The sequence below is a fragment of the Arthrobacter sp. H14 genome, from assembly GCF_000520495.1.
GTDB lineage: Bacteria > Actinomycetota > Actinomycetes > Actinomycetales > Micrococcaceae > Arthrobacter_C.
This window is the reverse complement of sequence record NZ_KI914695.1, coordinates 6,281-13,044: the sequence shown is the minus strand read 5'-3', so window position 1 is coordinate 13,044 and position 6,764 is coordinate 6,281. Positions and strand designations below refer to the sequence as shown.

Below are 6,764 nucleotides of genomic sequence, written 5' to 3'. Positions count from 1 at the left end.
GCACCGACCGCCGGCCAGCCGTCGTCGTAGTCATAGTAGTAGAAGTCATGAACAGCAGACCTCGGAAGCATCAGCAGCACAGCACGCCGGGTCAACCGACAGTACGACGCCGAGCAAGTCATGAATTGCATGGCCGAGCCTTCGATCAGCCAGCTCGTACTGGGTGCGCCGCCCTTGCGGCACGGCCACCACCAGGCCGCAACCGCGCAAACAGGCCAGGTGATTCGACACGCTTTGACGCGAGACACCAAGCGCGGTTGCCAGTTCGGACGGGTATGCCGGACCGCCGGCCAGCTCAAGCATGATCTTTGCCCTGGTCTCATCCGAAAGGGCATAACCGAACCGGGCCAACACGGAAGCATTCATCACCAATGGCATGCATTCAACCGTACACGCTTAGATGTACTGTTGGCGATCCACCCTGGACCGATCCGACTCTGCCGTGGCCTTGACAGGATACCCCCCAGGGGTATAAGTTCGACCCATAGCCACCGGAAGTCAGCGTCCCGGGTAGAAAAGCCCCACACGCCTCGAAGGTCATCACCGGTCCGACAGGACCGCTTACAGTATTCGTTTTCCATCCTTCTTTAGGAGCCAATCATGGAAAGCCAGAGCAGAACTTCCGGCCCCGCCCTCGATGAGCACGAAGGCACGGCCGCACATGGTCAACATTCCGGAGATGGAATGGAGCATTCGAGCCACAGTGGCCCTGGAGACCACGGCCATGGCGGGCACGGCGGGCATGGTGACCACGCGGCACAGTTCCGCGAGCGGTTCTGGATAACGTTCGCACTGTCCATCCCGGTCGTCTTCTTCAGCCCAATGTTCGCCGACCTGCTTGGGTACATGCCTCCGGAGTTTCCGGGATCCGCCTGGATTCCCCCCGTCCTCGGCTCCGTCATCTTCTTCTACGGCGGCCAGCCATTCCTGTCCGGCGGCATCAGCGAACTGAAACGCCGCCAGCCGGGCATGATGCTGCTGATCTCGATGGCGATCACCGTGGCATTCATTGCCTCCCTGGTGACCAGCCTCGGCATCGGCGGTTTCGACCTGGATTTCTGGTGGGAGCTGGCCCTGCTGGTGGCGATCATGCTCCTGGGTCACTGGATCGAAATGCGCGCCCTCGGTTCCGCACAGGGCGCACTCAATGCGCTGGCGGAGCTGCTCCCGGATGAGGCTGACCGGGTCACCGATGACGGTACGGAAACTGTCAAGATCAGCGATCTGGCGATTGACGACGTCGTACTCGTCCGCCCGGGTGCGCGGCTGCCGGCCGACGGCGAGGTCGTTGACGGCCGTGCCGACGTCGACGAATCAATGATCACCGGCGAATCCAAGGCCGTCCCGCGCACAGTCGGCGACACCGTGGTGGCCGGAACCGTCGCCACGGACAACACGCTGCGGGTCAGGGTCACCGCCATCGGCGAAGACACCGCACTGGCCGGGATCCAACGGCTGGTTGCCGAAGCGCAGTCCTCGTCCTCGCGGGCGCAGGCGTTGGCTGACAGAGCGGCGGCGTTCCTCTTCTACTTCGCCGCCATCGCCGGTGTCATCACCTTCATCGCCTGGAACCTCCTCGGCAGCCCGGACGACGCCGTGATCCGCACCGTGACGGTGCTGGTCATCGCCTGTCCTCATGCCCTCGGCCTGGCGATTCCGCTGGTAATTGCGATCTCCACCGAGCGGGCGGCGAAGGCTGGGGTACTGATCAAGAACCGGATCGCGCTGGAGCGGATGCGCCGCATCGACGTCGTACTCTTCGACAAGACCGGCACCCTGACCAAGGGCGAACCGGCCGTCACCGAAGTGGCAACGCACGGAGTCAGCGAGGATGAGCTGTTGGCTCTTGCGGCGGCTGCTGAATCCGACAGTGAACACCCCGTGGCGCGGGCGATTGTCCGGGCCGCCGGGAAGCAAACCTACAAGGCGACGGACTTCTCTTCCATCACGGGCATGGGCGTCCAGGCGCACGTGGACGGTGAGACCATCGCCGTCGGCGGACCGGCGCTGCTGAAGGAGCTGGGACTTACGGAACCGGCGGACCTGGCTGGCACCACCTCCGGTTGGAAGGACCGGGGAGCCGCCATTCTGCACGTGATCCGCGGCGGACAGGTGATTGGCGCCGTCGCTCTGGAGGACGAGGTCCGGGAGGAATCCCGTCAAGCCGTCCGGGCACTGCAGGAACGCGGCATCAAGGTCGCCATGATCACCGGCGACGCTCAGCAGGTGGCCGACACGGTGGCACGGAAGCTCAACATTGACGAGGTCTTCGCCGAAGTACTTCCCAAGGACAAGGACGCGAAGGTCACTGAACTGCAGAAGCGCGGGCTGAAGGTCGCGATGGTCGGCGACGGCGTGAACGACTCCCCTGCACTCGCGCGGGCCGAGGTCGGTATCGCGATCGGCGCCGGCACGGATGTGGCGATGGAATCGGCGGGAGTGGTCCTGGCCGGCAATGACCCGCGAGCGGTCCTGTCGATGGTGGAGCTGTCCCGGGCGAGCTATAAGAAGATGTGGCAGAACCTCGTCTGGGCCACCGGCTACAACGTGATCGCCGTACCGCTCGCCGCCGGTGTGCTGGCCTTCGCCGGATTTGTGCTCTCCCCCGCTGCGGGCGCTATCCTGATGTCGGCTTCGACCGTTGTCGTCGCCCTCAATGCCCAGCTGCTGCGCAGGCTGCAGCTGGATCCTGAAAAGGTACTGAATGGCTAAGTTCCGGATGCTGGCACCGGCCTGGTTCCGGTCAGCTCCCTTGCTGCTGACGATGCTGGCCCTGATGGCCGGCATCGTTGGCATGCATGTCTGGACCGGTGGGCATGGAACTACGGCCCCCGCTCAAGGGTCGGAACACTCGGCCATGAGCGGGCACGACGGCGGCAGCAGTGGCGGGGTTGGCGCACCGATGTCCCCGTTACCCCATGAAAGCCGCGGTGGCCCCGCGCTGCACGACGGCGGCAACTTCCCGGCCGAAATGACGGGCGCCGCAACCGTGCAGGCGTCATCCGGTGCCGCCAGCATTCCAACAGACGTCAGCACCGTGTGCTCAGAAGGATGCGGGGAGATGGTCATGCTCAACTGCGTGCTGGCTCTTGCCCTGCTCATCCTCATTGTCCTAATCCGGCCAGCGCTATTCCCCTTGAGACGGCTGGGCAGTCTGTTCAAACCCATCCCCATGCTCCTGCAGACGGTTGCCCCCATCCGCAGTCCTTCACTCGTTCACTTATCGATCAGCCGTACCTGAGTCAGCGGCGCACGCACGTACCGCTTATAGCTGCGCAGTGATCAGTAGTGAACCAATCTCATTTTGAAGGACGATCTGTCATGAAACGCATCCCACTTACCCTCGCCTCTGCCGCCATCGTCATTGCGCTGGCTGGCTGTGGCTCATCCCCAGGCGACATGCCGAACATGGAACACGGCGGTGCGGGGAGCAGCAGCCCCTCAAGCCCGTCGACTATGGCCAGCGAACACTCGGGTCATCAACAATCCGGGCAGGACCAACCCGTCGGCGAAGAACATAACGCAGCCGATGCGATGTTCGCCACGATGATGATTCCCCATCATGAGCAAGCCATAGCAATGAGTGAAATCATGCTGGCGAAGGAGGGCATTAGCCCGAAAACCCGGGAGCTGGCCAACCAGATCAAGGCTGCCCAGGGACCCGAGATCCAGAAAATGTCCGAATGGCTGAAAGCCTGGGGCGAGCAGGTTCCGGTCGGCGGTCATGGCATGGACAGCAACAACATGGACGGGCACAGTATGAGCGGCGACGACATGGGCGCCGACGGCCAGGCCATGGAGGGCATGCTTTCCCGGGCGCAGATTCAAGAGCTCAAAGCCGCCCAGGGCACCGAGGCGGAACGGCTGTTCCTGAAGCAGATGATCGAGCACCACAAGGGCGCCATCGGAATGGCTGAACAGGAAATTGAGCAGGGGTCGAACCCAACGGCGGTCGCGCTGGCCGAGGACATTGTTTCCGCCCAGCAATCGGAGATCGAAAAGATGCAGCAATTGCTCGAATCGCTCTAGCCGGATCTATCTCCACTTACTACACAATTTCGCCGGAGGGTGGGCATACTGGTCCATCCTCCGGCGGCCACAATTAGAAGGACCCCATGACCCTGAAAAACGTCCGCCGCCTAAGACGATTCACCGCCGTTGCAGGAACCGCAACGGCCGCCCTCCTGCTGAGCGGTTGCGCTTCCGCCGGTGCGGAGTATCCGGAGGCCCATATCCATGCCATGGCCGTCAATCCGGACACCGAACAGGTGTTGCTGGCTACCCACGACGGTCTTTATGACCTGAGCGCCGATCCCGTCAAAGTCATCAGTCCCGCCATTGACCTGATGGGCTTCACGACGACCGGGCAGCCGGGCCATTTCTACGCCTCCGGTCACCCGGGCGCCGGCGTCGAGCTGCCGAACCCCGTGGGACTGATTGAATCCAACGATGGCGGCAAGAGCTGGCAAGCGCTCTCCCGGCAGGGCCAATCCGACTTCCACTCGTTGACGTACTCGGACGCGGGCATTGTCGGATTCGACGGATCACTACGCACCAGCGAGGAGGGCCAGCGATGGACAACGCCGGATACCAGCATCCAGCCGGCCGACCTTTCCGGCGCGGCAGAGGAACAAACGGTTTTAGCCACAACGCAAGGCGGCTTGCAGCGCTCCGCCGACGGCGGAACCAACTGGAGCCCGGTTCCCGAAGCACCGCTGATGTACCTGACCGACTTCGCCTCTGCGGAGCAGGCAGCCGGCGTCACGCCTGACGGCCAAGTTTATACGTCCGACGACGCCGGGCTCACTTGGCAAAGCGGCGGGAGCATCGACGTCGAACCTCATGCGATGGCTGCTGTCACGGGCGATGAGGGGCAGCTGCAGATCTGGATCGCTACAGCTCAGGACATCCGGGTTTCCACCGATGGTGGGCAGACATTCTCCGGTTGGAGCGCTGAATAGCGCGACGACGTACGTTACCGCGGTCCATCGGTTCGCGGAAAGTTACTTCAGGGCTGGAATCTGAAAACTGATAAGCCTACTGTGGAATTGTGACGGCTGGCAGTTCGCCGTGCCGCTCTTTCCTATCAGGACGGGAGTAACAGTCATGACCCACATAAAAGAAATGCTGGACGCATACCCCAAAGACCTCGGCCATATCGACCGGGAGAAGCTGACCGAATGCATTGCCGCCTGTTTCGAATGTGCCCAGACGTGCACCGCTTGCGCCGATGCGTGCCTGAGCGAGGACATGGTCGCCAAAATGGCCAAATGCATCCGCACCAATATGGATTGCGCGGACGTCTGTGCCACCACAGGTAATGTGCTGTCCCGCCATACCGGCTACGACGCTAACGTGACCCGCGCCGTTCTGGAAGCATGCCGTACAACCTGCAAGGCGTGTGCCGATGAGTGTGAGCAGCACGGTGGGGAACACGATCACTGCAAGGTTTGCGCTGAAAAATGCCGCAATTGTGAAAAGGCCTGCGACGAGCTGCTTTCTTCACTGGGGTAAAGCGAAAGGACCCTGATGGCACCGCTGCTGATTCTGGTTGGCGTCACCCTTTTATTGCGCCTGCTGGGATTCTTCGGCCTGAAGCGGCTGCGGTCCTGGCACGTCAGTATCCGAGGCGGCCTGGCGGCAATGTTTACAGTGACGGGAGTGTCGCACTTTGGCGGACTGCGGGAAGACTTCGTCGCGATGGTGCCTCCGGTGCTTCCCTTCCCGGAACTGCTTGTGACGCTGACGGGCATTCTCGAACTGCTCGGGGCGGCCGGCCTGCTCTACCACCGGACGGCGCCCTGGGCAGCGGCGGGGCTCGGCTGCCTGCTGGTGGCGATGTTTCCAGCGAACGTTTATGCCGCCGTCGCCGATATTACGTTCGACGACGGTCCGGCTGCGGCGTTGCTGCCACGATCTGTGATGCAGCTGGTGTTTATCGCGGCCACGGTGTTCTTGGTGCTGCCTTACATCGAGGACTTCCGCAATCGGCCCGGTGAACCCGCAATGATCAAGCTACCGCCAACCCAGTGACCCGTCCGGGCTAGAGCTGTCCGCCTGGAGTGCCGCCCGGTCTAGTGCCGGACCCTTGGCGCGACGAGGACCTCGCCAACATTCGGCAGGTCGGACCGCATGGCGAGGTCCAGCCTTGACCGGATGTTCTCGTACTCATGCATGCTCGTTTCCTGCGACAATAAAACCGAGGCCGAAACCTGCAGTTGGTGACCTGTCCAGCGCAGCCGGATGTCATCCACGTCCTGAACCCCGTCGACGGCCCTGACGCTCCGCTCGGCTCGATCCACGAGATCCGGGTCAACTCCATCCAGAAGCCTGCGGCCGATATCACGGGCCGTTCCCCAAAGGAGAACGGCAATAGCGGCGGTAATGACGAGACCGATGATGGGGTCCGCCAGCGGGAAGCCGAGCCAGACTCCAATGACGCCGAGCACGACGGCCAGTGAGGTGAACCCATCCGTCCGGGCGTGGATTCCATCGGCAACCAGGGCTGCAGAACCGATGCGCCGGCCCACCCGGATCCGGTAGATGGCAACCAGTTCGTTGCCGGCAAATCCAATCAGACCCGCGGCCAGGACCCACCCGAGATTCGTAAGAGGCTGCGGATCGATCAGCCGGGCGATGGACTGCCAGCCTGCGACGATGGCGGACAGCGCGATCATCGCGACGATGAAAAGTCCGGCGAGGTCCTCAGCCCTTCCGTAGCCGTAAGTGTAACGGCGGTTGGCGGCGCGCCGCCCGAGGATGAA

8 protein-coding genes are annotated in these 6,764 nt (G+C 62.7%); 6 read left to right on the top strand and 2 right to left on the bottom strand.

Going from position 1 to position 6,764, the window contains the following annotated elements; all coding sequences use genetic code 11:
• Nucleotides 1-45: 45 nt before the first annotated feature.
• Nucleotides 46-378 carry an ArsR/SmtB family transcription factor gene (locus Y707_RS0119835; protein ID WP_026536363.1) on the bottom strand — a complete coding sequence of 111 codons (333 nt, stop codon included), beginning with the start codon at nucleotides 376-378 and terminating at the stop codon, nucleotides 46-48.
• Nucleotides 379-600: 222 nt separating this feature from the next.
• Between Y707_RS0119835 and Y707_RS27785 the strand changes: the two genes are divergently transcribed.
• From Y707_RS27785 to Y707_RS0119805, 6 genes are all read left to right on the top strand, one after another.
• A complete protein-coding gene (locus Y707_RS27785) occupies nucleotides 601-2,712 on the top strand; it encodes a copper-translocating P-type ATPase (RefSeq protein ID WP_051442233.1) in 2,112 nt (703 codons plus the stop codon).
• A complete protein-coding gene (locus Y707_RS0119825; protein WP_026536362.1) occupies nucleotides 2,705-3,241 on the top strand; it encodes a hypothetical protein in 537 nt (178 codons plus the stop codon). The genes Y707_RS27785 and Y707_RS0119825 overlap by 8 nt, the downstream gene beginning before the upstream one ends.
• Before the next feature lie 80 nt (nucleotides 3,242-3,321).
• Nucleotides 3,322-4,029: a DUF305 domain-containing protein gene (locus Y707_RS0119820; protein ID WP_026536361.1), complete on the top strand. Its 708-nt coding sequence runs from the start codon at nucleotides 3,322-3,324 to the stop codon at nucleotides 4,027-4,029.
• A gap of 86 nt (nucleotides 4,030-4,115) precedes the next feature.
• Nucleotides 4,116-4,961, top strand: a complete 846-nt coding sequence (locus tag Y707_RS27780; protein ID WP_035782811.1) for a F510_1955 family glycosylhydrolase — start codon at nucleotides 4,116-4,118, stop codon at nucleotides 4,959-4,961.
• Between the two features lie 145 nt (nucleotides 4,962-5,106).
• Nucleotides 5,107-5,514, top strand: a complete 408-nt coding sequence (locus Y707_RS0119810) for a four-helix bundle copper-binding protein (RefSeq protein ID WP_026536360.1) — start codon at nucleotides 5,107-5,109, stop codon at nucleotides 5,512-5,514.
• Between the two features lie 15 nt (nucleotides 5,515-5,529).
• Nucleotides 5,530-6,033 carry a DoxX family protein gene (locus tag Y707_RS0119805; RefSeq protein WP_026536359.1) on the top strand — a complete coding sequence of 168 codons (504 nt, stop codon included), beginning with the start codon at nucleotides 5,530-5,532 and terminating at the stop codon, nucleotides 6,031-6,033.
• A 41-nt stretch (nucleotides 6,034-6,074) separates the two neighbouring features.
• On the opposite strand, the gene Y707_RS27775 is transcribed toward Y707_RS0119805, so the two are convergent.
• Nucleotides 6,075-6,764: cation diffusion facilitator family transporter (locus Y707_RS27775; protein WP_035782808.1), on the bottom strand; the 690-nt coding region annotated here is incomplete at its 5' end.

Bases quoted from the DNA above. Each gene is read 5' to 3' on its own strand.
- Y707_RS0119835 (WP_026536363.1), bottom strand. From the start codon at position 378: ATGCCATTGGTGATGAATGCTTCCGTGTTGGCCCGGTTCGGTTATGCC.
- Y707_RS27785 (WP_051442233.1), top strand. From the start codon at position 601: ATGGAAAGCCAGAGCAGAACTTCCGGCCCCGCCCTCGATGAGCACGAA.
- Y707_RS0119825 (WP_026536362.1), top strand. From the start codon at position 2,705: ATGGCTAAGTTCCGGATGCTGGCACCGGCCTGGTTCCGGTCAGCTCCC.
- Y707_RS0119820 (WP_026536361.1), top strand. From the start codon at position 3,322: ATGAAACGCATCCCACTTACCCTCGCCTCTGCCGCCATCGTCATTGCG.
- Y707_RS27780 (WP_035782811.1), top strand. From the start codon at position 4,116: ATGACCCTGAAAAACGTCCGCCGCCTAAGACGATTCACCGCCGTTGCA.
- Y707_RS0119810 (WP_026536360.1), top strand. From the start codon at position 5,107: ATGACCCACATAAAAGAAATGCTGGACGCATACCCCAAAGACCTCGGC.
- Y707_RS0119805 (WP_026536359.1), top strand. From the start codon at position 5,530: ATGGCACCGCTGCTGATTCTGGTTGGCGTCACCCTTTTATTGCGCCTG.